Here is a 22,009-nt window from a genome sequence, read left to right as displayed (position 1 = left end):
CGCTACTTCCCCTGCAGGACCGAGACCGCCTCGTCGACGGGGCCGTCGAAGATCTTCTTGCCCTTGGCGACCACGATGCCTCGCTCGCAGAGCTCCTTCACCATATTCATGTCGTGGCTCACGACCAGCATCGTCACGCCCGTCGAGGTCAGTTCCTTGATCTTCTCCGCGCACTTGGCCCGGAAGGGAGCATCTCCGACGGAGAGCACTTCATCGACAAGGAGGACGTCGAGTTCGACGTGAATCGCCACAGAGAACGCGAGGCGCATGAACATCCCGGAGGAGTAGTGCTTGACCTCCTGATCGATGAACTCACCGATCTCACTGAAGGCCACGATGTCGTCGAAACGGGCGTCGATCTCCTCGCGCTTCATCCCGAGGATCGCTGCGTTCAGGTAGACGTTCTCGCGCCCCGACAGGTCCGGATGGAAGCCCGCGCCCACCTCGATGAGGCCGGCCACGCGCCCCCGGGTGAACACCCGACCCGCGTCAGGCTCGAGCACACCCGACACGAGCTTGAGCGTCGTCGATTTGCCCGAGCCGTTCAGCCCGAGAACTGCGACGGCCTCCCCCTGACCCACCTGGAAGCTCAGGTCGTCGAGCGCGCGGAAGGAATCGGCACGGACCTTCTTCTTGCGGACCCATCCGATGAACGCTTCTTTGAACGAATGCGAATTTCGCTTCAAGAAGACCTTCGAGACGTGGTCGACGATGATCGAGGGCGGGGTCGCCGTCTCGGCAATGATCGGTGTAGCCATCAGAGATCCTGTGCGAACGTGCGCTCGAAGCGGCGGAATGTCGACTGTCCGAGAAGGAGGAAGACGACACAGAACGTCAGCGCGATACCGATATACAGACCGAAGTTCGGTGGAAGTCCGTGGTTTAGCTCGGCAGTCGGGGACCAGAAGCCGAGATGGAAGAGCTCCACCGCTACCGCTAAGGGATTCGACATGTAGGCACCGAAGGCCCACGCCGGGAGCTTGTCTGCGACAAGCGTCCAGAGGTACAGAACCGGCGAAGTCCACACGGAGAACATCCGGATGATCTCCACGACGTTCTGGGCATCACGAAAGCGGACATTGATCCCGCTGAAGAAGAGTCCCAAGCCAAGCGCAAGCAAGACAACGATCAGCACGCCCAGCAGGATCGCACCGATGCCCAGGAGTGAGGGGGTCCACCCAACGAGGAGACACACCAGTAGGAGGATGGCTACCTGCGGAAGGAAGTGAACGAACGCCACGATGATTGCGGCGATGGGGAACAGCTCGCGGGGAAGATAGATCTTCCGCACTAGGGAGCCGTTGTCAACGATCGCGGTCGTCGCGTTACCGAAGGCCTCATTGAACAGGTTGACGATCACAATGCCGCTGAAGAGGTAGATCGCGAAGTTGTCGATGCCATGGCCGCCGAGGATGAACCCCATGACGAAGTAGTAGACCGCGAACTGCGCCGCGGGCTTGACGTACGACCAGGTCCATCCCAACACCGAGTTGCGGTATCGAGTCGCGGTGCCTTTTCGGACGAGGAGCCGCAGAAGGTACCGCCAACGGAAGACGTCGAGGATACCGAGCCCGCGCCCGGGTATGTCATATCGGGAGAGATCGATGGACGTCAATTCCAGTCCTTCACTATCGGGCGCGCGAACGCGAGAGAAAGACGCACTGCACGATCCTAGTCGGGCGTCACTGGGAGTCGCTTCAACGTGCAGCTCACAGGATCACCGCGAGTCTCCGTCTCAGGATCTTGCCGCCGCTACGGCTTCATAGCAGCCAACGCGCCCGCTGCCCACGGGAGGACGGTCGGTTCCACGCCTCCATTGAGCTGTGCGGGAGTCTCAGATGCTGTCAGCGGGCGGAACATGCCGTTCTCGGCTAGGTAGATCTGCCCGGAGACGGATACGAACAGTCGCGCGCCTACGTCGCCGCCACTGCGATTCAGAGTGTCGCAGGTTTCCGCGGCAAGTTCCGTCACGGGAAGGCCTGCGCGGGCGCCGTCGGAGACCGAGTAGAGCACACCCGCCGAACCGACCCAATTGCGACCCTCGCATCTGACCAGCGGCCGAAGATGCTCCGCTTGAACCGAGAGCGCGGACATGACCTGGGGGGTCACAACGCGCAGTCTGTTCGAGATGCCCAACTCGTCGCCCACGGCCCAGTTGGGGAGGGTGAAGCCACGTCCGTTGTCGACGAGGCTGACAGCCACGCCGTCGCTGGCGCGCACGAGGGAGCCGGTCTCAGTGCCGATCACGGGCCAGGCATCGTTCCAGGAGAAGACTGCACCTTGTGGGAGCGACGCGCGCGTCGTCGCACTGACGGTGAGCACTCGCGGCCACACGCCGCCATTGAGCGTCGTCAGCAAGTCCCGGGAAGGGAAGAGTCGCAACATGCCATCCACCGCAAGATATACGCCGTTCGAGCCCGCTGCTTGAACAAAGACACGTGGGGCCGGAGCCGCGTCGACAATCTCAAGCTGGTCGCACGTAGCGCCATCAAGCGTCGTCACGGCGAACCCGGATGCTGCGGAGGGCTCAACCGGGTTCAAGGCTCCTCCTGCAGCGAAGAAGGTTCGCTCGTAGCAACGCGCAAAGAGCGAGAGCGAGCCGCTTTGGTCATACCCTGCTACCGACTGGTTGGGAACGTTGACGCGGTAGGTCGTTGCTGGCAGCCCGAACTCGGCGGCGTGAGCCCAGTTGGAGAGTCCCAGCAGTCGCCCGTCCGTGGTCGGCAGGCGGACGCTTCCTGAGTTCTCGGTGCGGAGGAAGTGGGCCGTGGCGAAACGGACCAGTCCTCGACTGTAGCGCGACGCTACGTCGGCCTTCATGTTTCCCACGAAGGGTGTCTTACCCCCGTTCAGCAGAGCGGCGGTGCCGCCGTCATACACGGGTCGGAGGACCGTCCCTTCAAGTATGTGCGTGACTGCGGGAGAACCTACGGCGGCAAACGCTGAGACCGCACCACCCGATGGCACACGAGAGTAGACGCCAGAATCGATCGAAGTCTCTGCACCGCACGATGATCCCCATGCGTTGACCTGTGCGCAGGAGCCGAAGACGTATCTCTTGCCTGACTGAAGAAGTGCCACGGAGCCAGTGGCGGAATTCCGGAGGAACAAGCTGGCGTTGCCGCGGTGAGCGAGTCTGTTCACGAAGTCGAGAGTCACGGGGACCGGAGACCCGAACGCCTCTCGGAACTCAGGGAAGTCTTCCTTCGTGATCAGGTAACGGTTCGTGCCGGTCACGAGGTACACGGGGTTTCCATACTGCGCCAGCACCGGCGTCATTGCCTGCGTCGACCCAAACCAGTCGTTGTAGAAGTTGTAGAAGTTGCGGTTGCCGTAGGCCGAGCAGCCGTCGCCTGTGCCGTAGCCGGCGCGCAGCGCGGCGGCGTTCGGCTGATACGGCGTGTAGTAGTAAAGGTTCGCCGTGGCCTGGTTCTGGATGTACACGGGCGAAGAGCCGCACGACTCATTGGGGTTGTATCGAACATTCCAGGTCTTCCCCGGGGCGTACCAGGTGAAGTACTGGCTGGTGCCGGCCGGGTTTGCGTAGCGCTTAAACTGCCAGGCCGCACCGTAGACCTGGTTGAAGAAGCCGTAATAGCGGGTGTCGCACGCGGCGGTGTCGGGGCACCCTTGACCCATCGCGATCGTGTAGCGCCACTCGCTCGGCCACGTGTGTCGGACGAGACCTTGCTCCTTCTCGAGAGTGGCGAGGATCACCTGCGGGTTGATACCGCACGCCTGAGCGACCTTGTAGATGATGCGGGACGCCCGCTCGCGCACGCCGCCCGAATAGGCGCCGCACATGGCGTCCGCCGTCGTCGTGCGCGACGTGTCGTACCAGTCCTTGAGGCAGGTGTATCCGGACTGGCAGTTCGGAACACGCGCCTCGAGGAAGGCCTGGATCTGCCCCTCGGTCATCGTCGAACTGTTGAAGAAGGCGGCGTCCGAGATGATGTTGCCCGGCTGGAATTTGGTTAGATCCGCGGTGGGCACGTGCGCGGACTTGGTGTACGTGACGGGCGCGGCAACCGCTGTCGGGACCGCCACGAGCGGCCCGGCAATGAGCGCGATTCCGGCGACAACCACCGTGATCCATCGGGAAACAGCTCTGCGTCGTGCGGGGAGTCGGGCGCCAGGCATGTGAACAGTGTGGCGGATGTGACGGATGAGTACAACAATCGCCGAAATCGGGCGTGTTCGACACGCCGAAGTCAGCGTTCTCGCGGACGCCGCTCAGAGTTCGGCGTGCAGGTGCCAGACCTTGTCGGCCGCTTCGCTCCATGAGAAGGCGCGGCCGCGGTCGTCGGCCATCACGGCGAGGCGCTCGGCCGCATGCGTCGACCCCAGCGCCCGGGCGAGCGCGTCGCCGAACGCGCCACCGGCGGACTCGGCATCCGCCACGTCAACGAGCTCTCCCCCGTCGGCGATGATTTCGCGGTGGACGGCGGTGTCGGCGGCGAGCACCGGGACCCCGAGTGCCAAAGCATCCACGACGCGCCACGGGAACGCCGTGCGCGTGGACGGGGCCACAAAAGCTAGCGCGGCACCGTAGACGGCGGCGCGGTCGGCGATCTCGAGCGCGCCGCGCACGTGGACGCGACGCTCCGGGATTCCCGCGGCTTCGGCGATCTCGGCGACGGCGGGCTCCTGACCCTCGGGCACGTCGACGACCACGACGGGATGATCGACACCGGATGCCGCGATTCCGGCGAACCCGGCCGCCAGACCTGATGACGCGTGAGTGTCGCCACTCAGCAGCACGAACCCTTCGGGGAGATCCATCTCCCGTCGCCGACCTACCTCGTCGGTGGGGACGGCGAACCCGGCGGGTGCGGCGCCCGCGATGACCCGCACCCGATCGCCGAGCTTGGCAAGCGACCGCAGGCGCTCCGCCATGGAGTGGGTGGGGGCGACGATGGCGTCGGCGTGCTTCGCAGCGCGCTTCAGCATCGCCTTCTGCCAGCCGACCGCGAGGCGGGAGAGCTCATCCGGCGCCTCCCACGCCCGCAGGTCCCACACCGTGACGACGGTCTGATCGCCGTCATGCGTGCGGTCGTGCTTGACGAGCGGTGCGAAGAGCGTCGGCGCGTGGATCATGCCCCCACCGATCCCGGTCGGGGCACCGAGCTGCAGAGCTGTCGCCAGTTCGCGGCGGGGCAATCCCACACGACGCACGTCCGCGAGTCCGGCGACCACGGAGGACTCGGCATCCGTTCCGCCGGGCACGATCCCCTCGACGACGCAGCCGCTGGGCGCTCCGTCGACGAGCGCCCGCGCGAGTTCGCGCGACGCCTCGGCCAGCACCGGGGAGGTGGGCGCGACGACCTGATCGAGCATGACGCGCAGGGTGGCCACCATCGCTCAGCCCTCCGGCGTCGGGGTCGGGGTCGGGGGATACAGCGCCTGCTGGATCAGCTCGCGGATGTAGGGGTAGTCCGGGTTGTACTCGTCGATGCCACCCTGGGGCGTCAGCTCGATGGTCGTGACCGGCAGCTCCCGCGCCTTCAGCGCCAGCTCCGACAGCGTCGGCAGCAGCGCGTCGGGGATGTCGGTCTCGACGAGATCCGCCCCGGCGACGGCCAGCTGCTGGAAGTTCGCGAGCACCGTCTGCGGGGTGAACTGAGCCAGGATCGCCTGCTGGAGGATGCGCTGGCGCTCCATACGGTCGAAGTCGCTCGTGGTGTAGCGCGAGCGGGCGTACCACTGCGCGGTGTCGCCATCCATGCGCTGCAGGCCCGGTTCGATCCAGCCGATCGCCCACTCGTCTACGGGCTGGCCGTCATAGGCCGGGCCGCCACCCTTGGGCAGACGCTCGGCGACATCAATCTCGACGCCGCCGAGGGCGTCGACGAGCGACGCGAAACCGTGCATGTCGACGAAGACGTAGTAGGGGATCTCGATGCCGAGGATGCCTTCCGCGGCATCCTTCGTCGCCTCGATCGCCGGCGCGGAGCCGTTGTCGGCGGCATCCGGATACAGCAGCGAGCCGTCCTGGCAGACCTCGACCTCGGTACGGAGCTGGTTGACGCCGCTCCCCCATCCGCAGGTCGGGTGCGCGAAACCCTCGTGTCCGTTCGGGTACTTGTCCTGCATCGGGCCGGGAGCGAACGGGAAGTTCGGCATGTCCCGCGGGATGCCGGTGATCGTCGTCGCGCCGGTCTCGGCGTTGACCGAGACGACCGAGATGCTGTCGAAGCGCATGGAGTCGCGCCCCTCACCGGAGTCGGCGCCCAGCAGGAGGATGTTGTAGTAGCCGTTCGACGGCGGGACGACCGGACCGCTCTGCCCGAAGATGTCGCCGAGCGTCGTGCGCGTGGTCCCGGCGAGCGTCGCGCCGTACGCGGCGGTGCCCCCCGAGACGACGAGGAGGACGATGGCGAGGACGGCGATCCCCACCCGCGCGAACGGGGCGGTCTTCACGAGGCGGACGAGCCGCAGCGTGTCGACGGTGAGGACCGCCCACAGGAGGGCGTAGCCGGCGAGCAGCACCTGCGCGGCCAGGAGGAAGAAGGGGTTCGTGCCGAGGACGAAGAGGACGCCGGGCCACAGGGCCGCCGTGACGACGCCGACGATGACGAGCAGCCACATCGCGAGGGTCGCACCGAGACCGATACGCGCGAGGCGGCGTCCGCCCGCAACGGCCTGCGCCGAGCCGGGGATGAGGAAGTTAAGCCCCACGAGCCACCAGCCGCGGCGCGACATCAGCGCGCGCGAACGGGTGTCAGGGAAGCGCATCGGGCGCTCCTGGATGAGGCGCGTGCGGGACGCCCCGGCGCGCGGGCGCGTGATGTCGGCGACGCTCACAGGGACTCCTTGAGCCGCCGGTTCTTCTCCTCGACCTGCGCTTCCAGCGATCGGGCGTAGTCCTCGAGCGCGTCGGCGACCGCGGGATCGACCGCGCCGAGGACGCGCGCGGCGAGGAGACCGGCGTTCTTCGCGCCGTTGATCGACACGGTGGCCACCGGGATGCCGGCGGGCATCTGCACGATGCTGAGGAGCGAGTCGAGACCGTCCAGCGTCGCCAGCTGCACGGGCACGCCGATGACGGGCAGCGGGGTGACCGAGGCGAGCATGCCCGGAAGGTGCGCCGCACCTCCGGCACCGGCGATGATCGCCTTCAGCCCACGGGCGCGCGCCGAACGGCCGTACGACATGAGCTTGTCGGGCGTGCGATGGGCCGAGACCACCTCCACCTCGTGACGGATGCCGAGATCGGTGAGGATCTGCGAGGCATCGCTCATCACGCGCCAGTCGGAATCGGATCCCATGACGACGCCGACCAGCGGCTCGTCGGAAGAGTGCAGCGGCCGGGTCACCCGTCAAGGCTAGGGCGAGAGGCTGGACAATCCCCGCAACGGCGCGGAAGACCGGCGAACCCGGGGAAGAATCCGACCCGCGGCGGCGTTGGCCCGTCGAGTGCCCCGTCCCATCCCCCGATCGCAGGAGCGCCCGTGACCCCGGCCACCACCACTGACACCGACGTGAACGCCCTGCTGCGCGCCCGCTACGGCGACGCCGCTCCCGCGCTGACCGAGGCCGCCCTCCTGGATTCGCCGGTGCTCGCGCAGCTGCTCCAGCACCGCTCCGTCCGCCGGTTCACCACCGAGCCGGTGACGCCCGAGACGGTCACCGCTCTCGTGGCCGCTGCGCAGTCGGCCGCGACGTCGTCGAACAACCAGGTGTGGAGCGTCGTGGAGATCCGCGATGAGACCGCCCGGACCCGGCTGGTTCACGAGGCGGGCGGGTCGTCGTTCGTGGCGGATGCCCCGGTGATCCTCCTGTTCGTCGCCGACTGGGCGCGCGCGGCGGCGATCGCCGACCAGCACGGCGAGCCTGCGGAGGCCGCGGACTACCTCGAGTCGACCCTCGTGGGCTTCGTGGACGCCGCCCTCGCCGCACAGAACGCCGTCGTCGCCGCCGAGGCCCTCGGGCTCGGCACCTGCTATCTCGGGTCGCTCCGCAACCACCCCGAGGTCACGGCGGAGATTGCGGGGCTCCCCCCGCGCGCCGTCGTTGCGTTCGGCGTCGCGGTCGGGCATCCCGACCCGACCGACCGCGCCGGCATCAAGCCGCGTCTCGCCCCGCACGTCGTCCACGGCGTGGAGGCCTACCGGCCCGTGGCGCCGACGGATGTCGAGGCCTACGAGCGCGAACTCGCGGCGTACAACGCCACCCAGGGCCGGGCATCCGGCTGGGTGCGAGCGGTCGTCGGACGCGTGAGCCGCGTCGCCGGCCTCCACGGGCGCGAGCCGATGCGCGCGTGGCTCGAGGCGCGCGGGCTCCCCTCCCGCTGAGCGGGGGGCGCGTCGGCGGTCAGTCGTCGAGGAAGTGGGACGCCGCCGCCCGCGCCTGGTAGGCGACGTCGTCGAGGTCGGCGCCGATCGCCGTGACATGCCCGACCTTGCGGCCCGGACGCGGGTCCTTGCCGTAAGTGTGGACCTTCGCCGTCGGATGCTCGCGCATCGCCGCCGGGAAACGTTCGACGAGTCCTCCTTCACGGGGGCCGCCGAGGATGTTCACCATCACCGACCACGGCGCGATCGGATCGGTCGCGCCGAGCGGCAGGTCCAGGACCGCGCGCAGGTGCTGCTCGAACTGACCGGTCACCGCACCGTCCTGCGACCAGTGGCCGCTGTTGTGCGGGCGCATCGCCAGCTCGTTGACGAGGATGCGGTCGTCGGTGGTCTCGAACAGCTCGACCGCGAGCATGCCGGTGACACCCAGGCCTTCGGCGATGTCGACGCCGACGCGGGCGGCGACCTGCGACATCCGCTCTCCGGCGTGGGGCGCCGGGGCGAGGACCTCCGCGCACACGCCGCCGCGCTGGATCGTCTCGACGACCGGGTACACGGCCACGTCACCGGACGGGCGCCGCGCCACCTGCTGGGCGAGCTCCCGTGAGAAATCGACGAGCTCCTCGACGAGGAGATCGCCGCCGCGGGCATCCTCGGCGAGCGCCGTGAACCAGTCGTCGGCCTCGGTCGCGGCCGATACGACGCGGACGCCCTTGCCGTCGTACCCGCCGCGCGGGGTCTTCACCACCGCGCGACCGCCGTGGGCGTCGAGGAAGTCCTGAAGCCCGGCGCGATCCGACACCGCGGCCCAGTCCGGCTGCGGCATCCCGAGCTCGGCGAGCCGGGCGCGCATGTGCAGCTTGTCCTGCGCGAACCGCAGCGCGTCGGGTCCCGGGTGCACTGCGACGCCGGCGTCGACGAGACCGACGAGGACGTCGTGCGGCACGTGCTCGTGATCGAAGGTGAGCACGTCGACCTCGCGGGCGAACGCGCGAACGGTCTCGACCTCGCGGTAATCGCCCACCGCGGTCGCGGCGAGCGCGGCCGACATCCCCTCGGCCTCGGCGAGGACCCGGATCTCGACGCCCAGCTCGACCGCCGGGGCGATCATCATGCGCGCCAGCTGTCCGCCGCCGACGACTCCCACACGCAGAACCATGCCCGACCTCCTCGATGCTCGGCGCGCCCGGAGGCCGCCCGTGTCCGGGGTCCATCTTTCCGCACCGTCGGAGCGGATTCGACCGTCAGCGGCGAGGGAGGGGCGGAGGCGGTCCGGGCGGGAGCGGCTGCGCGTCACGGTGCGCGAGGATCTGGTTCACCTCGACCTGATCCACGAGCACCTCGTGCACCAGCGCGGCGCTCGGGACGTTCACCAGACGCAGGGGCGCATCCACCCCGTTCGAGAGCGTGAGGGTGCCCGCACCCCACATCCGCTGCAGGATGCCGCGGCGCATGCCGATCGTGTATCCACGGACGTGGCTCAGCTCGCGCCGGCGCGCGACGACGATCCCGGTGCGTTCGATGACGCGCCGCGTGGTGATCGTGTAGACGTGCGTCCACCACGCCAGGAACGGCAGGAGCGCGAAGAGGAACACCACCGCACTGGCCGCCGCCACCAGCATCCAGTTCTCGAAACCCGCAGGGAGATTGTCGAAGAAGTACCCGGTCGCACCGGCGACGGCGATGACGACGAGCGCCGACCAGACCAGCCGCCGCGCGTGCGGACGGAAGCGCGCGACGCGCAGCTCCGGCGTCGGCGCACCGGGCGCCGGCATCAGGGGCCGCCCCCCGTAGCTGGCCGTCGGCTGCGTCATGCCTCCCATTGTGGGGGACGCCGGCGGACACACGGCGGCGCCTCGCGGGCGACGGCGGGTCTCAGACGTCGCTCGCGCAGGGTCAGCGGACGTCGCGGGCAGCGGACGTCGGTCAGCGGACGTGGGGGTCAGCGGACGTGGACGACGTCGCCGGCCGAGACCGCGGTGGCCGATCCGTCGTCGCGCTGCACCAGGAGCCGCCCGTCCGAGTCGAGCCGGGTCGCGACGCCCTCGAGAGCGGACCCGTCGGGAAGGGCCACGCGTACGCGGCTGCCGATCGTCGTGCAGAGCTCTTCGACCTTCTCGTGCAGGCTCGCACCGGCCGCGCTCCCGCCCGTCTTCGTCAGCGCCTGCACCTGCTCGTCAAGATCGCGGAGGAAGTCGGCGAGGAGTCGGTCGTCGTCGCACTCGAGGCCGAGCGCCTCGAAGGAGGTCGCCGTCGACACCGGGAGATCGACGGCCGCCATGCGGGTGTTCACCCCGGCACCCACCACGACGGCATCCGGATCCGAGTGAGCGACCTCGGCGAGGATGCCGCAGATCTTGCCGCCATCCACCTGCACGTCGTTCGGCCACTTCAGCCCCACAGCGTGCGCCTCAGACGGCATCTGCGCGGCGACGGCGCGCGTCATCGCGGCACCCGCGAGGAGCGGGATCCAGCCGCGCGCGGTGACCGGGAGATCGCGCACCCGCAGCACCACCGACACCGCGAGGGCCGTCTCGGGGGGTGCGGTCCACGAGCGGTCCATTCGGCCGCGTCCGTGACGCTGATCGGTGGTCAGCAGCACCGAGAGGTGCGGCCACTCCGCGGACTCCTCCTTCAGGTGATGCAGGACGTCGGCGTTCGTGGAGTCGGTCTTCTCGACGACCTGGACGCGCGGGCTGACGGCGGCGGTGAGCGGGTACCCCTCGGCGGGAATCGGCATGCGGCCACCCTATGCGCTCATACTCCGCCGGGAACCGATGGTTCGCGCGGGTGGAGGAATCCGCCGGTCCTTTGTACGAACCCTCCAAGCTCGCCGGGCATCCCGCCGATAGGGTGGATGCCGTGACCGACCAGCCCGATCTCCATACGACCGCCGGCAAGATCGCCGACCTTCGCGCGCGCTACCAGGAAGCGGTCGTCGACGCAGAGCAGACGGCCCAGGACAAGCAGCACGCCAAGGGCAAGATGACGGCCCGTGAGCGCATCGCGCTGCTGGTCGACCCGGGCAGCTTCGTCGAACTCGACGAATACGTGCGCCACCGCACGACCGCCTTCGGCATGGAGCGCTCGCGCCCCTACGGCGACTCCGTCGTCACCGGCACCGCGACCATCCACGGCCGGAACGTCGCCGTCTACGCGCAGGACTTCTCCACCTTCGGCGGATCGCTCGGCGAAGTGGCCGGCGACAAGATCATCAAGGTCATGGAACTCGCCCTGCGCAGCGGCATCCCGATCGTCGGCATGCTGGATTCCGGCGGGGCCCGCATCCAGGAGGGCGTCGTCGCCCTGGGCAAGTACGGCGAGATCTTCCGACTCAACACCGCGGCATCCGGTGTCATCCCGCAGATCTCGATCATCATGGGGCCCGCCGCCGGCGGTGCGGTGTACTCCCCCGCGCTGACGGACTTCGTGGTGATGGTCGACAAGACCAGCCAGATGTTCGTCACCGGCCCCGACGTCATCAAGACCGTGACCGGCGAGGACGTCGGCATGGAAGAGCTCGGCGGCGCGCACACGCACAACACCCGGTCGGGTGTCGCCCACTACCTCGCCGAGGACGAAGACGACGCGCTGGACTACGTCCGGACGCTGCTCGGGTTCCTGCCCGACAACAACATGTCCGACATCCCGCTGTACGAGCACGAATTCGAGTTCGAGACGACGGATGCCGATCGGGCGCTGAACACGATCATCCCCGACTCGCCCAACCAGCCGTACGACATCCACGAGGTCATCCGCGGGATCGTCGACCACGAGGACTTCCTCGAGGTGCAGCCGCTCTTCGCGCCGAACATCGTCATCGGCTTCGGCCGGATCGAGGGCCGCTCGGTCGGCATCATCGCCAACCAGCCCTCGCAGATGGCCGGAACGCTCAACATCGAAGCGGGCGAGAAGGCGAGCCGCTTCGTCCGGTTCTGCGACGCGTTCTCGATCCCGATCGTCACCCTCGTCGACGTTCCCGGCTACCTTCCCGGCACCGACCAGGAGTGGACCGGCGTCATCCGCCGCGGCGCGAAGTTGCTCTACGCGTACGCCGAGGCCACCGTCCCGCTCGTGACCGTGATCCTCCGCAAGGCCTACGGCGGCGCGTACATCGTGATGGGCTCCAAACAGCTCGGCGCCGATGTGAACCTCGCCTGGCCGACCGCCGAGATCGCCGTGATGGGCGGTCAGGGTGCGGTGAACATCCTCTACCGCGGCGAGATCAAGAAGGCGGAGGAGGCCGGTGAGGACGTCGCCGCCGTCCGCACCCGCCTCGCCAACGAGTACACCTACAACGTCGCCTCCCCCTTCCTCGCCGCCGAGCGCGGCGAGCTCGACGGCATCATCGAGCCCGCGCAGACCCGTGTGTCGATCGCGAAGGCGCTGCGCGCCCTCCGCGGCAAGCGCGCGAGCCTGCCACCGAAGAAGCACGGCAACATCCCGCTATGACCGGTGAGATCCCCCGCGAGGACATCACGATCGACGTGCGCCGCGGCAATCCCACGGAGGAGGAGCTCGCGGCGCTCATCGCCGTGGTCAGCGAGGCGTACGCGACCGAAGCGGCCACAGCGGTGGTCGAGGAAGAGCCCTGCCGTTCGGCGTGGGCGGTGTCGCAGCGCGGCCTGCGGACTTCCCTTCCGCGCGTCGGGTGGTGACCGCGCGGGCACTCTGACCCGTGGTCTTGTCCCCCGAAATACCTACAGACAGGTCGTCCGAAGGCGTCGGATACTGAAGGAGCTGGAACGCTTCTGCGTTCGGTCGGCCCGCTTTCGCCTCGCGAATGCCCAGGGTTCGGCCATGCGGTCTGTTTTCGGGTAACGGATCGCGTGAGGCGGGGGGCGTGCGTTTCGCCGCTCCCCGCCTCCTCTCACTCTCTCCGCCTCGGCACTCTCCTCCCCCGCCGGGGCGGGGAGGAGTGCCGCGGCACGGCCGCCGTACCGCCGTACCGCCGTACCTAACTCCTCTGATTCGGGCCGGAAGGGCGTGTGTGCGCGCGCCCACGCGCGCGTGGGCGCCGAAACGGAGGAGTTCGGCCCGGGCGCGGGAGGGGCCGGGGCGGGTCAGCGGGCGTCGACGGAAGCGCGCCCGGGGAGCGGGATCTCGCGCCACAGATCGACGGCGTCCTCGTCGGACGGGCCTGCGGACCGCCCGTCGGACGGCATCGAGCGTCCGACAACGGTCACCGCCACCGTCTCGTGCGGCGACGTGCGGATGTACAGGCGATCCGACCCGGCCGAGCGCAGCGTCTCGGCCAGCTGCGCGCGGATGGCGGCCAGCTCGTGCTCCTCGAGCGCGTCCAGGCCCCCCTCGTCGAGGACGGTGACGGTTGCACCCCGCCGGCGCGCCCGCTCCAGCTCGGCGCGGACGTCGTCGTCGAGCAGCCGCGGACCGCGCAGTTCGTCGCGCAGACGCCCCTCCGCCAGCCGCGCCTCGAGGCGTTCGTCCTCGGTCAGCGCACCCCCCGAGGCCACGGTGCGCGTCAGCACGGGACCGGCGACCTGCAGCGCCCGCTGCACCTGGACGCGACGTTCCCGCTGGCGCACGAGCTGCGAGGCCTGCCACCCGGATGCTGCGCGCTGCAGCTGCGCGAGACGATCGGTGTCGCGGGCTGCGCGGTCCATCGAGAGCACCAGGAGCTGGGCGGCGAGCACCCAGACGACCGAACCGACGAGTCCCTGCGCCAGAGCGTTCGCCGGCCCCATCCACGTCATCGACCCGGCCGCGAGCATGCCGATGCCGATCCAGGCGGCCCACGGCCGGCGGCGCGCCATCACCACGGTCATGAGCGCCCCGATGCCGCCGAGGTACCAGGTTCCGTACGACTGCAGGCGGCTCTCCTCGCCGACGGCGATCGCGATCGCGGTGGGGACGATCGCCGCGGCGGCGAGCGCGAGCCCCTGCGCGAGGCCGGGGAGCTTTCCGGCGCCGCGTTCGGAACCGCCGGACGCGGCATCCGTCTTGGGCCACCAGAAGATGCACAGCCACGTCGTGGCGAGGTACAGCACGAGGGTCGCGACGGCGAGGATGGGGTAGTCGACGGGGCCTCGCCACCACAGACCCGTCGCGGCAAGGTAGGCGGTCATCGCGAAGGCCAGCGCCAGCAGGACCGAACGGACCCGGATCATGCCGCCCCCTCCTGCCAGGTGAGGCGCACGAGGGTTCCCCAGTCGCCGCTGTCGATGTCGGCGCTGCCGCCGACGGCGGCGACGCGCGCGATGATCGACGCGCGGATTCCCAGGCGATCCGCCGGAACCGCGCCGAGGTCGAACCCGCCGCCCGCGTCACGGACTTCGATGCGGATGCCGTCGTCGTCGCCCGCGAGCTCGGCGACGAGTCCTTCCCCGTCGGCGTGCTGCAGCGCGTTCGCCACGGCTTGCGCGGCGGCGAGCGCGAGCGCCCGCGCCACGCGCCCCGGAACCGGGCGGGCCGAGGCATTCACCCGCCGGTGCACGCTGAGCGTCTCGCCGAGTTCCATGGCGGCCGCTTCGATGTCGTCGGCGATGGTCTCGGCATCCCGCGGCTCGTCGCTGCCCTCGTGGGCGTCCTGCTCGGTGTTCGCGAGCCGGGTGAGGGCCTCGCGCGCCATGGCCGCGGCGAGAATCCCCTCGCGAGGCGTCACCGCGCGCTCGGCGGCGATGAGCGCCGCGAGCACGCTGTCGTGCATGAGGGCGGCGACCGCCATCCGCTCCTGCTCGGACGCGTCGGATGCCGCCGCCTTGGCGTACGACGACACGGCCCGGGTTCGGGTCTCGTCGACGTTGGCGGCGATCTTGCGGAACAGCCAGCCGAGGGTCAGGATGACCCCGCCGAGGATGACGCCGAACGTGGCGTCCAGCGCGACGGCGAACCAGAAGTCCGGGGCGAAGTCGCCCTGGATGAGGCGGCCGTACCCGTACAGGATCGGCGCGAACAGGGTCACGCCGACCTGGATCGCGAAGGGGAACGCCAGCACCGCGGCCAGGGTCGCGATGTTGACGAGGTACCAGATCCAGGGCTGGTCGCGGGTTCCGGTCGGCAGCCCCGCCGTGGCAAGCGGCCAGAAGGCGAGTCCGATCAGGTACACGACGGCGAACGTACCGGCGGCGACGCGGACCCCCTTGCCCCACAGGCACGCGACGATCATGAGCGCGAGGGTGCCGAAGATGACGACCTTGTAGGGCAGGTCCCAGCCGGGCAGCGTCACCGGCGGTCCGAGTGCGCTGACGAGCGCCTGGGCGCCGAGGATCATCGAGCCGAGGCCGGCGACGAGGGCCATGATGCGCTCGACCCGGGTGCGGGTGAACGAACCGATGCCGGACGTGGATTCCCGCGAGGACGGGATCTGTCCCCACGCGTTGTCGAGGACGGTCGACGACGCCTCAGCGCTCACCGTCGCCTCCCGTGGTCACGGTCTCAACTTCGAGACCCGTGGGCGAGACGATGCCGTCCTCCATCGCACGGCGGAGCAGGTCGACCTTCGTGGGCGCGGGGCGTCCGACGTCGACGTACTTCACACGGATGCGGGTGATGTTCTCCTTGGCGGTCGAGTAGGCGACACCGAGTCGCTCGGCGACGACCTTCAGCGGGAGTCCCGCGGCGTAGAGGCGCAGGACGTCGCGCTCGCGGGCCGACAGCTGCGCGTCGGCGAAGTCGCGATCACCCTCCACGGCGCTCGCCCACTCGACGTTGTTGAGCTGCTCGCCGCGCGAGACGGTGTGGATGGCGCAGATCACGTCGTCGATGCGCGAGGACTTGCTCACCACTCCCGCGGCCCCCGCGGCGAGCGCCTCGCGCACGGCGGCGGGACGGTCGGCGACGCTGTGGATGATGACGCTCGAGCCGTCCCGGACAAGGCGCGAGACGTTCTCCGTGACGGTCGTGCCGTCACCGAGGGTGAGGTCGAGCACGACGACGTCGGCGGGCGGGGAGGAGCTGAAGGTGCGCCAGTCGAGGTAGGACGTCACGGTGCTGCCCGAGAACACGACCTGCTGGTCGTCCGCGCGCGCACACGCCCCCTGCAGGCCCAATCGCACCGATTCGTGGTCGTCGATCAGGGCCACGCGCGTCATGCCGCAACTCTATCCGCGCGGGTCGCTCCGGGAGAGCGTCGCGACCGCCTCGAGGTGGTGCGAATTCGGGAAGAGGTCGATCGGCGTCAGCGACGTGGCCTCGTACCCGGCGTCCCGGAACGCCCCGAGGTCTCGGGCGAGAGCGACCGGATCGCACGCCACGTAGACGACCGTCCGGGGCTCGAGCGCGGCGATGTCGGCCACGACGCCCGTACCGGCGCCCGCACGCGGCGGATCCAGGAGCACCACGCCGCGCTGGAGCCGCTCCCGCTCCGCCGGCGACGCCTCGGCGCGGAGGCGTCGGATCCACCGGTCGACGCGGTCGGTCTCGGCGCGGGCGCCGATCCACTCCACGAGGTTCTCCCCCGCGTGTTCGGTGGCCCGGGCATCCGATTCCACACTCGTCACGCGCGTGGCGGGGCCGCCGATGTCGGCGAGCGCGGCGGCGAAGAGCCCCACACCGCCATACAGGTCGAGGTGCCACGCGTCCGGGTCGACTCCCGGCGCTGCGTCGGCGCCCGTCAAGGCGTCGGTGACGGCACGGGTGAGGGTCGCCGCCGCGTGGCGGTGAACCTGCCAGAACCCACCGGCGTCGACGCGGAACTCGCGGTCGCCGACGCGCTCGCGGATCGTCTCGTTTTCGGGGGCACCGCGTCGGGGACCGTCGGATGCCGCGCCCGCCGGCCGCCGCCCCCGACCGCGACCCCGCGGGGAGGCCGGCTCGGGCCGGTGCAGGATGCGGACCCGTCCGTCGGCCGGCTGCACGAGGTCGATGCGTCCCGCGTTGCCACCGCGGAGGGCGAGGGCCGCACGCTCGATCGACGCCGTGGCCAGCGGCAGCTCGGAGACCTCGATCACGCGGTGGGAGCGGGCGGCGTACGGGCCCACCCGGCCGGCGTCGTCGACGTGGAGCGACACGCGGGTGCGCCACCGGATGCCGTCGGCATCGGCATCCGCATCGTCAGCGCCCTCGCCCTGACCCAGGATCTCGGCCACCGTCCGTACGGGCTCCGCGGCCAGGGATGCGCCATCCAGCCGGCCGATGCGCTCGAGGGCGTCCACGAGCACCCGGTGCTTCAGCTCGCGCTGGTGCGCGGGGTCGATGTGGCCGAAGTCGGCGCCCCCCGGGCGGTCCTCCGGCGCCACGTCGACGTCGGCCTGCGCCCACACGTGCGGACGACGCTCGGGTGCGGCGTCCAGGACCTCGAGCACCTCGCCGCGCCAGAACGACGACTTGCGTGTGTCGGTCAGCCGCACGCGCACGCGCTCGCCGGGGAGGGTGTCGGGGACGAACACGACGCGTCCCTCGTGGCGCGCGACGAAGACGCCGCCGTGGGCGACGCCGGAGACGTCGAGGTCGAGAAGATCACCGGGTTGCATCCTTCGATGGTTCCACACGCGCTCGCCCGGCACGTGCTCGCCCCGCGAGGGCGACGCCTACCCTGGGGGCATGCGCGTGTGCCTCGCCTCGACCTCCCCCGCCCGCCTGATGCTGCTGCAGCAGTTCGGCATCCGTCCGCTGACCATTGCGCCCGACGTCGACGAAGACGCGGTGGTGGCCGCCGTCGCCGCGGGCGAAGGCCGCGAGCTCGCCCCCGACGAGCACGTCCTGCTCCTCGCGCGGCGCAAGGCCGCCGACGTCGCGGCGCGCCTCGCCGACGACATCCCCGACTTCGACGGGATCGTCATCGGCGGCGACTCGATGTTCGAGATCGACGGCGCCGTCCTCGGCAAGCCCTACACGCCGGAGAACGCCACGGCCCGCTGGCACGCGATGCGGGGGCGCACCGGGGTGCTGCACTCCGGGCACGCCGTCGTGCGGGTGTCGCCGGGCGCGCCGTCACGCGAGGTCCACGCCGTGGCCGAGGCATCCGTCACCTTCGCCGACGACATCACGGATGCCGAGATCGACGCGTACGTCGCCACCGGCGAACCGCTGCATGTCGCCGGCGCGTTCACCGTGGACAGCCTCGGCGGGGCGTTCATCCGCCGCATCGACGGCGACCCGTCGACGGTCGTGGGGATGTCGGTGTCGACGCTGCGGTCGCTCATCCGCGAGGTCGGCGGCGACTGGACGACCCTCTGGCACACCGTCGACCCCTCCCTCACCGCGCCCGCGCCCTGATCCGCCTCCGGCGCCCGTTCACTTGTCGCCTGTTGCGGGTCGCGCGCCCGCGCACCCGCAACAGGCGACAAGTGAACGGAACGGGTCCCCCGCGGGGTTGTCGAGGGAGTGACACGAATCGCCACGGTTCTTGTACGAGTTGGTCAAAAGGGGGCACCGCGGCCTGGGTAGGCTGACATCCATGCCTCAGATCGCCAAGGTCCTCGTCGCCAACCGCGGTGAGATCGCCGTCCGCGTCATGCGTGCCGCTCGCGATGCCGGCAAGGCATCCGTCGCCGTGTACGCCGACCAGGACCGCGACGCCCTCCACGCCCGCCTCGCCGACGAGGCCTACGCGCTCGACGGCTCCACGAGCGCCGAGACCTACCTCTCGATCGAGAAGATCCTCTCCGTCGCGCGCCGCTCCGGCGCCGACGCGGTGCACCCCGGCTACGGCTTCCTCGCTGAGAACGCCGACTTCGCCCGCGCGGTCATCGACGCAGGGCTCATCTGGATCGGCCCGTCCCCGGAGGCCATCGAGGCCCTCGGCGACAAGGTGACCGCCCGCGCCGTCGCCGAGAAGGTCGGCGCGCCGCTCGCCCCGGGAACCCCCGGCCCGGTCGCCGGCGCCGACGAGGTCATCGCCTTCGCCGAGCAGGTCGGCCTTCCCATCGCCATCAAGGCCGCGTACGGCGGCGGCGGACGGGGCCTCAAGGTCGCGCGCGAGCTCGGCGAGGTCGCCGAGCTGTTCGAGTCGGCCACGCGCGAGGCGATCGCGGCGTTCGGCCGCGGCGAGTGCTTCGTGGAGAAGTACCTCGACAAGCCCCGCCACGTCGAGACCCAGTGCCTCGCGGATGCCGCCGGCAACGTCGTCGTGGTCTCCACGCGCGACTGCTCGCTGCAGCGCCGCCACCAGAAGCTCGTCGAGGAGGCCCCCGCGCCGTTCCTCACCGACGAGCAGAACCGCATCCTTTACGACTCCTCCAAGGCGATCCTCCGCGAGGTCGGCTATCAGGGGGCGGGAACGTGCGAGTTCCTCATCGGCGCCGACGGCACCATCTCCTTCCTCGAGGTCAACACGCGCCTCCAGGTCGAGCACCCGGTCTCGGAGGAGGTCACCGGCCTCGACCTCGTCCGCGAGCAGTTCCGCCTCGCCGAGGGCGAGGAGCTCGGCTACGACGATCCCGCGTCCGTCGGCCACTCGATCGAGTTCCGCATCAACGGAGAGGATGCCGGTCGCGGCTTCCTCCCCCAGCCCGGCCCCATCCACGTCTTCAAGACGTTCGGCGGGCCCGGCATCCGTCTCGACTCCGGTGTGACCGCCGGCGACAGCGTCTCGGGCGCGTTCGACTCGCTCCTGGCGAAGATCATCGTGACCGGACGCGACCGCGACGAGGCCCTCGAGCGCGCGCGCCGCGCCCTCGACGAGTTCGAGGTCGCCGGCATGCCGACGGTGCTGCCCTTCCACCGCAAGGTCGTCCGCGACCCCGCCTTCACCGCCGAGGACGGCACGTTCGGCGTCTACACGCGGTGGATCGAGACCGAGTTCGTCAACGACATCGCACCGTGGGACGGCGAGCTGGAGGCGCCCGGCGCCGAGGCCGCGCGCCACACCGTGGTCGTCGAGGTCGGCGGAAAGCGGCTGGAGGTCAGCCTCCCCGACCGCATCGCGGTCTCGCCGAGCACCGTGGGCCGCCCCGCCGCCGTTCCCCCGTCGCGCCGCTCGCACGCCACGACGGTCATGGCCGGCGCATCCGGTGATGCAGTGAAGGCCCCGATGCAGGCGACGATCGTCAAGGTCGCCGTCGAGGAGGGCCAGCAGGTCGTCAAGGGCGATCTCGTCGTCGTCCTCGAGGCGATGAAGATGGAGCAGCCCATCCAAGCCCACAAGGACGGTCAGATCGGGGCGATCAACGCCGACCCGGGCAGCACCGTCTCGGCCGGGCACCAGCTCCTCACCATCAGCTGACGCGCCCCTCCCTGCGCCGTCGCGCCCCGGGAAGGGGTGTCGCGGCGCCCGGGATCACTCCCCGTAGACCGTGTGATCCACCACGTGCATGGCCCGTGCGGCGTCGGTGATGCTGCCCGAGAGCGACGGGTAGACGGCGAATACCCGCGAGACCTGATCGACGGTGAGGCGGCGTTCGACGGCGATCGCGATCGGGTAGATGAGCTCGGATGCCCGGGGCCCGACGATGACGCCGCCGATGACGGTGCCCGAGCCCTGGCGGGCGATGAGCTTGACGAAGCCGTCCTTGATGCTCATCATCTTCGCTCGCGCGTTGGCCGCGAGAGGCATCTTGTGGACGACTCCGTCGATGACGCCGGCGTCGATGTCGCGCTCCTGCCATCCGACCGTCGCGATCTCGGGCGCGGTGAAGATGTTCGACGCGATGCGGCGGCGATCGAGCGGAATCACGACGTCGCCGAGCGCGTGGAAGATCGCCGTGCGCCCCTGCATCGACGCGACCGAGGCGAGCGGGATGAAGGTCGTGCAGTCGCCGGCGGCGTAGATGTTCGGCACCGAGGTGCGCGCGGCGCGGTTGACCTGGATGTGGCCCGACTCGGTCATCTGGACGCCGGCGGCCTCCAGACCGATCCCCGCGGTGTTGGGGATCGATCCGACCGCCATGAGGCAGTGGCTGCCCTCGACGGTGCGCCCGTCGGAGAGGGTGACCACGACCCCGTCGCCCTGGCGCTGGACGTGCTCGGCGCGGGACTTCGACAGAACCGTCATCCCGCCGCGGGTGAACACGCGCTCGAGGACGGCGGCGGCATCGGCATCCTCACCGGGGAGGACCTGATCGCGGCTGGAGATCAGCGTCACCTTCGAGCCGAGGTTCATGTAGGCGCCGGCGAACTCGGCACCGGTGACCCCGGAGCCGACGACGATCAGGTGCTCGGGGAGCGCCTTCATGTCGTACAGCTGGGTCCAGGTGAGGATGCGCTCCCCGTCCGGCGGGGCGCTCGGCAGCTCGCGCGGGGAGGCGCCGACCGACACGACCAGGGTGTCGGCCTCGACGCGGTCGAAGTCGGTGCCGCCGGGGCCCGTGGACACCACGACGGCGTTGTCGCCCTCGAGACGCCCGTGGCCGGAGATCAGTCGGACGCCGGCCTCGGCGAGCGAGGCGCGCATGTCGTCGGACTGCTGCCGCGCCAGCGCGAGGAGGCGTCGGTTGACGGCGGCGAGGTTGATCGCGATCTGCGGCTTCAGCGGCTTCCCGTCGTCGCCGCGGGCGTAGAGCTGCACTCCCAGGTCGCTCGCCCCCGCGATCGCGACGGCGGCGTCTGCCGTCGCGATCAGCGACTTCGACGGGACGACGTCGGTGATGACGGCGGATCCGCCGATCCCGGCACGCTCGACGACGGTCACCTCGGCTCCGAGCTGGGCGGCAGCCAGCGCCGCCTCGTAGCCTCCGGGCCCGCCACCGAGGATGGCGACCCGCTGAGTGCGCTCGAAGCTCACAGACATGTCCTCCATTCTGTCTCCTCCGGGGCGGCCCTCACGACTCGAACGCCCATGTGGCCCGGTGCCCCGCCGGGAATCTAAGGTGGGGTCC

Annotated in this window: 19 protein-coding genes; 5 read left to right on the top strand and 14 right to left on the bottom strand. The window is 70.1% G+C overall.

Annotation, left to right across the window (positions count from 1 at the left end):
- Positions 1-2 precede the first annotated feature (2 nt).
- From LTL01_RS08655 to purE, 6 genes are all read right to left on the bottom strand, one after another.
- Positions 3-758: an ABC transporter ATP-binding protein gene (locus LTL01_RS08655; protein WP_236968253.1), complete on the bottom strand. Its 756-nt coding sequence runs from the start codon at positions 756-758 to the stop codon at positions 3-5.
- Positions 758-1,615 (bottom strand): ABC transporter permease, encoded by an 858-nt coding sequence (locus tag LTL01_RS08650; protein ID WP_372461322.1) that lies wholly within the window; start codon positions 1,613-1,615, stop codon positions 758-760. The genes LTL01_RS08655 and LTL01_RS08650 overlap by 1 nt, the downstream gene beginning before the upstream one ends.
- Positions 1,616-1,752: 137 nt before the next feature.
- Positions 1,753-4,086: a LasA N-terminal domain-containing protein gene (locus LTL01_RS08645; RefSeq protein WP_236968252.1), complete on the bottom strand. Its 2,334-nt coding sequence runs from the start codon at positions 4,084-4,086 to the stop codon at positions 1,753-1,755.
- Between the two features lie 147 nt (positions 4,087-4,233).
- On the bottom strand, positions 4,234-5,358 hold the full coding sequence (locus tag LTL01_RS08640; protein WP_236968251.1) for a glycosyltransferase: 1,125 nt from the start codon (positions 5,356-5,358) through the stop codon (positions 4,234-4,236).
- Positions 5,359-5,361: 3 nt separating this feature from the next.
- Positions 5,362-6,804 (bottom strand): LCP family protein, encoded by a 1,443-nt coding sequence (locus LTL01_RS08635; RefSeq protein WP_372461321.1) that lies wholly within the window; start codon positions 6,802-6,804, stop codon positions 5,362-5,364.
- Positions 6,801-7,268 carry a 5-(carboxyamino)imidazole ribonucleotide mutase gene (gene purE, locus LTL01_RS08630; RefSeq protein ID WP_236968421.1) on the bottom strand — a complete coding sequence of 156 codons (468 nt, stop codon included), beginning with the start codon at positions 7,266-7,268 and terminating at the stop codon, positions 6,801-6,803. The genes LTL01_RS08635 and purE overlap by 4 nt, the downstream gene beginning before the upstream one ends.
- 183 nt (positions 7,269-7,451) lie before the next feature.
- On the opposite strand from purE, the gene LTL01_RS08625 reads away from it, so the two are divergent.
- Positions 7,452-8,294 carry a nitroreductase family protein gene (locus tag LTL01_RS08625; RefSeq protein ID WP_236968250.1) on the top strand — a complete coding sequence of 281 codons (843 nt, stop codon included), beginning with the start codon at positions 7,452-7,454 and terminating at the stop codon, positions 8,292-8,294.
- Between the two features lie 19 nt (positions 8,295-8,313).
- On the opposite strand, the gene LTL01_RS08620 is transcribed toward LTL01_RS08625, so the two are convergent.
- The 3 genes from LTL01_RS08620 to LTL01_RS08610 form a co-directional block, all read right to left on the bottom strand.
- Positions 8,314-9,453: a 5-(carboxyamino)imidazole ribonucleotide synthase gene (locus LTL01_RS08620; protein ID WP_236968249.1), complete on the bottom strand. Its 1,140-nt coding sequence runs from the start codon at positions 9,451-9,453 to the stop codon at positions 8,314-8,316.
- Positions 9,454-9,538: 85 nt separating this feature from the next.
- The gene (locus LTL01_RS08615) at positions 9,539-10,108 is read right to left on the bottom strand and encodes a PH domain-containing protein (protein WP_236968248.1); all 570 of its coding nucleotides are present in this window, start codon (positions 10,106-10,108) and stop codon (positions 9,539-9,541) included.
- Between the two features lie 128 nt (positions 10,109-10,236).
- Positions 10,237-11,034 carry a biotin--[acetyl-CoA-carboxylase] ligase gene (locus LTL01_RS08610; RefSeq protein WP_053547745.1) on the bottom strand — a complete coding sequence of 266 codons (798 nt, stop codon included), beginning with the start codon at positions 11,032-11,034 and terminating at the stop codon, positions 10,237-10,239.
- A 122-nt stretch (positions 11,035-11,156) separates the two neighbouring features.
- Here LTL01_RS08610 and LTL01_RS08605 point away from each other — a divergent pair, with 122 nt between their 5' ends.
- The gene (locus tag LTL01_RS08605) at positions 11,157-12,746 is read left to right on the top strand and encodes an acyl-CoA carboxylase subunit beta (protein WP_236968247.1); all 1,590 of its coding nucleotides are present in this window, start codon (positions 11,157-11,159) and stop codon (positions 12,744-12,746) included.
- Positions 12,743-12,952, top strand: coding sequence for an acyl-CoA carboxylase subunit epsilon (locus LTL01_RS08600; RefSeq protein WP_236968246.1), 210 nt, complete (start codon positions 12,743-12,745; stop codon positions 12,950-12,952). Before LTL01_RS08605 ends, LTL01_RS08600 begins: the two co-directional genes overlap by 4 nt.
- 405 nt (positions 12,953-13,357) lie before the next feature.
- Here the strand turns inward: LTL01_RS08600 and LTL01_RS08595 are convergent, their stop codons facing one another.
- The 4 genes from LTL01_RS08595 to LTL01_RS08580 are packed head-to-tail and all read right to left on the bottom strand — an operon-like array spanning position 13,358 to position 17,725.
- Positions 13,358-14,422 carry a hypothetical protein gene (locus LTL01_RS08595; protein WP_236968245.1) on the bottom strand — a complete coding sequence of 355 codons (1,065 nt, stop codon included), beginning with the start codon at positions 14,420-14,422 and terminating at the stop codon, positions 13,358-13,360.
- Positions 14,419-15,666, bottom strand: a complete 1,248-nt coding sequence (locus tag LTL01_RS08590) for a sensor histidine kinase (RefSeq protein ID WP_236968244.1) — start codon at positions 15,664-15,666, stop codon at positions 14,419-14,421. Before LTL01_RS08590 ends, LTL01_RS08595 begins: the two co-directional genes overlap by 4 nt.
- Complete coding sequence (locus LTL01_RS08585) at positions 15,656-16,345, bottom strand: response regulator transcription factor (protein WP_236968243.1); 690 nt, start codon at positions 16,343-16,345, stop codon at positions 15,656-15,658. Before LTL01_RS08585 ends, LTL01_RS08590 begins: the two co-directional genes overlap by 11 nt.
- Before the next feature lie 9 nt (positions 16,346-16,354).
- On the bottom strand, positions 16,355-17,725 hold the full coding sequence (locus LTL01_RS08580) for a class I SAM-dependent RNA methyltransferase (RefSeq protein WP_236968242.1): 1,371 nt from the start codon (positions 17,723-17,725) through the stop codon (positions 16,355-16,357).
- A 70-nt stretch (positions 17,726-17,795) separates the two neighbouring features.
- On the opposite strand from LTL01_RS08580, the gene LTL01_RS08575 reads away from it, so the two are divergent.
- Both LTL01_RS08575 and LTL01_RS08570 read left to right on the top strand, forming a co-directional pair.
- A complete protein-coding gene (locus tag LTL01_RS08575; protein WP_236968241.1) occupies positions 17,796-18,470 on the top strand; it encodes a Maf family protein in 675 nt (224 codons plus the stop codon).
- A gap of 181 nt (positions 18,471-18,651) precedes the next feature.
- Positions 18,652-20,418 (top strand): acetyl/propionyl/methylcrotonyl-CoA carboxylase subunit alpha, encoded by a 1,767-nt coding sequence (locus LTL01_RS08570; RefSeq protein WP_236968240.1) that lies wholly within the window; start codon positions 18,652-18,654, stop codon positions 20,416-20,418.
- A gap of 54 nt (positions 20,419-20,472) precedes the next feature.
- Here LTL01_RS08570 and LTL01_RS08565 read toward each other — a convergent pair whose 3' ends face one another.
- Positions 20,473-21,930 carry an NAD(P)H-quinone dehydrogenase gene (locus LTL01_RS08565; RefSeq protein WP_236968239.1) on the bottom strand — a complete coding sequence of 486 codons (1,458 nt, stop codon included), beginning with the start codon at positions 21,928-21,930 and terminating at the stop codon, positions 20,473-20,475.
- Positions 21,931-22,009: the final 79 nt, after the last annotated feature.

It is taken from the genome of Microbacterium aurantiacum, assembly GCF_021654035.1.
Lineage (GTDB): Bacteria > Actinomycetota > Actinomycetes > Actinomycetales > Microbacteriaceae > Microbacterium > Microbacterium aurantiacum.
This window is presented reverse-complemented; position numbering and strand designations above follow the sequence as displayed.

What these genes read in the sequence shown, in the direction of transcription:
- LTL01_RS08585 (WP_236968243.1), bottom strand. Translation starts at nt 16,345, where the DNA reads ATGACGCGCGTGGCCCTGATCGACGACCACGAATCGGTGCGATTGGGC.
- LTL01_RS08600 (WP_236968246.1), top strand. Translation starts at nt 12,743, where the DNA reads ATGACCGGTGAGATCCCCCGCGAGGACATCACGATCGACGTGCGCCGC.
- LTL01_RS08615 (WP_236968248.1), bottom strand. Translation starts at nt 10,108, where the DNA reads ATGACGCAGCCGACGGCCAGCTACGGGGGGCGGCCCCTGATGCCGGCG.
- LTL01_RS08640 (WP_236968251.1), bottom strand. Translation starts at nt 5,358, where the DNA reads ATGGTGGCCACCCTGCGCGTCATGCTCGATCAGGTCGTCGCGCCCACC.
- LTL01_RS08620 (WP_236968249.1), bottom strand. Translation starts at nt 9,453, where the DNA reads ATGGTTCTGCGTGTGGGAGTCGTCGGCGGCGGACAGCTGGCGCGCATG.
- LTL01_RS08655 (WP_236968253.1), bottom strand. Translation starts at nt 758, where the DNA reads ATGGCTACACCGATCATTGCCGAGACGGCGACCCCGCCCTCGATCATC.
- LTL01_RS08595 (WP_236968245.1), bottom strand. Translation starts at nt 14,422, where the DNA reads ATGATCCGGGTCCGTTCGGTCCTGCTGGCGCTGGCCTTCGCGATGACC.
- LTL01_RS08580 (WP_236968242.1), bottom strand. Translation starts at nt 17,725, where the DNA reads ATGCAACCCGGTGATCTTCTCGACCTCGACGTCTCCGGCGTCGCCCAC.
- purE (WP_236968421.1), bottom strand. Translation starts at nt 7,268, where the DNA reads ATGGGATCCGATTCCGACTGGCGCGTGATGAGCGATGCCTCGCAGATC.
- LTL01_RS08610 (WP_053547745.1), bottom strand. Translation starts at nt 11,034, where the DNA reads ATGCCGATTCCCGCCGAGGGGTACCCGCTCACCGCCGCCGTCAGCCCG.
- LTL01_RS08575 (WP_236968241.1), top strand. Translation starts at nt 17,796, where the DNA reads ATGCGCGTGTGCCTCGCCTCGACCTCCCCCGCCCGCCTGATGCTGCTG.
- LTL01_RS08565 (WP_236968239.1), bottom strand. Translation starts at nt 21,930, where the DNA reads ATGGAGGACATGTCTGTGAGCTTCGAGCGCACTCAGCGGGTCGCCATC.
- LTL01_RS08570 (WP_236968240.1), top strand. Translation starts at nt 18,652, where the DNA reads ATGCCTCAGATCGCCAAGGTCCTCGTCGCCAACCGCGGTGAGATCGCC.